Annotated in this window: 2 protein-coding genes; both read left to right on the top strand. The window is 38.8% G+C overall.

What is annotated here, in order from left to right:
- Positions 1-1,576, top strand: a 1,576-nt coding sequence (locus HMPREF9200_RS01350) for a Smr/MutS family protein (RefSeq protein ID WP_009353006.1), incomplete at its 5' end; no start/stop codon positions are given.
- 142 nt (positions 1,577-1,718) lie between these two features.
- A partial coding sequence (locus HMPREF9200_RS01355; RefSeq protein ID WP_009353005.1) for a transglycosylase domain-containing protein occupies positions 1,719-2,749 on the top strand: 1,031 nt, incomplete at its 3' end.

Here is a 2,749-nt window from a genome sequence, read left to right on the forward strand (position 1 = left end):
TGTATCCCATGTAGAATTTGTCTATGGAAAAGCAGAATTAGCCATACGGATGAAAGCCGTCCGTGCCATCATTAGTCAAGGTCGAGAAGTGAACTTACTACAAGCGCGTCATCCTATGCTAGCTCCAAATGTGGTAGTTCCTACTACCATCACTTTAGGGACGAAGTATCGTATTTTGTTGATTACGGGTTCTAATACAGGTGGTAAAACAGTGTCTCTAAAAACATTGGGATTGTTGGCGTTAATGAACCAAAGTGGATTATGTATTCCAGCTGATAGCGGATCTACTTTACCAATCTTTCACCATATCTATGCAGATATTGGAGATGAACAAAGCATTGAAGCCAGCTTGAGTACATTCTCTGCCCATATGTCGCAGGTAATTCGGATACTGAAAAAGGTAGGACCAAATGATTTAGTATTACTAGATGAATTAGGTTCTGGTACGGATCCAGAAGAAGGAAGTGCCTTAGGGATTGCAATCATTGAATACTTCCGTAAAAAAGGAGCGCTCATGATGGTGAGCACGCATTATAATGAGTTGAAAACCTATGCGTATCAAACGGAAGGTGTCGAAAATGGTCATGTGGAGTTTGATGAAAGAACCTTACGCCCAACGTACCGTTTACATATTGGTGTAGCAGGTAGTTCACATGCACTTAGCATTGCAGCACGCTTAGGATTACCGCAAGATGTGGTAGACTTAGCTCGCAAACAATGGGAACTGAATGGACGTAGTGCTATGGAAGATATGCTTCGTGATTTAAATCAAGAGCTTAGAAAAACGCAAGAACGGGAACGAGCTTTGAAAAAAGAACAAGAAGAAGTGCGCCGTATGCGTACCCAAGTGATGCGTGATAAAAAAGCATTACAAGATAAGAAAAAGGTCATCTTAGAAAAAGCTCGAGAAGAAGCGCAAAATATGAAACGATCTGTTCGTATTGAGAGTGAACAAATCATTAAAGAGTTAAAAGGTTCTTTTAATGAAACGGACAAGCAAAAACGTCAGGATGCTATATCTAAAGCTAGAAAAGGTGTATCCAATGTAGCTGTTCCAACAGGGACTATTGAAAAACGAGATCCTTTAGATGTGACTAAGGTAAAAGTGGGCGATGTTGTGTTCCTAGATAACTTACAATCCTTAGGCACTATATTGGCTATTCAAGGAAAACGGATTCAAGTGGATATGAATGGACTGACAGTGACTGTGAAAGAAAAGGATTTATTAGCAGCCACTCGTGAGGAAGCCAGTGCCTTATTGCGTAAAGAAAATCCTGTACCTATGTCCAATCGTCAGCGGAAACGATCTGGTATGGCGGTCATTCGTCAACAACAAGCCTCTACTGAGTTAAATATTATTGGTAGAACTGTGGATGAAGCTATTGTAGAAGTAGGAAGATTCATTGACCAAGCTATACTAGCTGGATTAAATTCGGTGCGTATTGTTCATGGTAAAGGAACGGGGGCTTTACGGTCTGGAGTTCATGATTATTTAAGGACCTTACCAGGTATTAAAAGTTATGACTTAGCTAGTTTAGATGAAGGTGGTGCAGGAGCGACGACTGTAATCCTATAAATGAATCCTTTATGGAATTCTAATTTGTGCAAAAATCTGCAATAGAGTATAATTAAGGGAGTTCTATAGGAAATAATGAGCTTTAGAGAGGTGACATATGAATCCTAGTTCATCAAGACCCATTCCTCCTAGGAGACGGGTAGTGCAGAAGAAACCGATAAAGAAAAAATCATCTTGGAAACGTTCTTTTTGGATTTTCTTTATCTTATTTATATTGATTGTAGCAGGTGCAGGTTGTGGATTTTTAGGTGCCACTATGTCTTCTTTACCGGACGTGGCTAATGTAAAACCAGCAGCATCTTCACAAATATATGATGCGAATGGTGATTTAATTACTACAGTCCATTCAGAAGAAAATCGATTACCTGTGAAGTTGTCAGAAGTTCCAAAAAACCTTCAGAATGCTTTTATTGCTACAGAAGATAATCGTTTCTATAGCCATCATGGTATCGATCCTATTGGTATCTTACGCGCTGTATGGGTAAATATTATTCATGACGGTGTTGCAGAAGGTGGATCTACGATTACGCAACAGTTAGCACGAAATGCTTTCTTAACACAGGATCGTACCTTTAAACGTAAGATTATGGAAGCTTTATTGGCGTTGCGTATTGAACAACACTATACAAAACAAGAAATTTTAGAAATGTACATGAACCAAATTTATTTTGGTCAAGGTGCATATGGTGTACAAACAGCGTCTCATGTATACTTTGATAAAGATGTGCAGGACCTGTCATTAGCGCAGATGGCAATTTTAGCGGGCTTACCGCAAAGTCCAAATTATTATTCTCCATTTAATAATCTAAAAGCAGCTAAAGCGCGTCAGGCTGTTGTATTGGGACAGATGGTGAAATATGATTATCTATCAGCTGATCAAGCAGAAGAAGCCAAAAATGCGGACTTACACTTGCTAGATAAACCAAAATCTTCTAATGGATATGGCAGAATGAGTTACTTTGTAGATTATGTTATTAATGAAGTATCGGAACGATATGGTGATAATGCAATTTATAAAGAAGGTATGAAAATTTATACTACCATTGATATGAAGGCACAAAGGGCTGCTGAACAGGCTATGGAAAACTTACCAAATTATTATACGGATGAAAATGGCTTACAGCAGCCACAAGGGGCATTGATTTCTATTAATCCTCATAATGGTCATATCGT

The sequence above is a fragment of the Veillonella sp. oral taxon 780 str. F0422 genome, from assembly GCF_000221605.1.
In the GTDB taxonomy this organism is placed as follows: domain Bacteria; phylum Bacillota; class Negativicutes; order Veillonellales; family Veillonellaceae; genus F0422.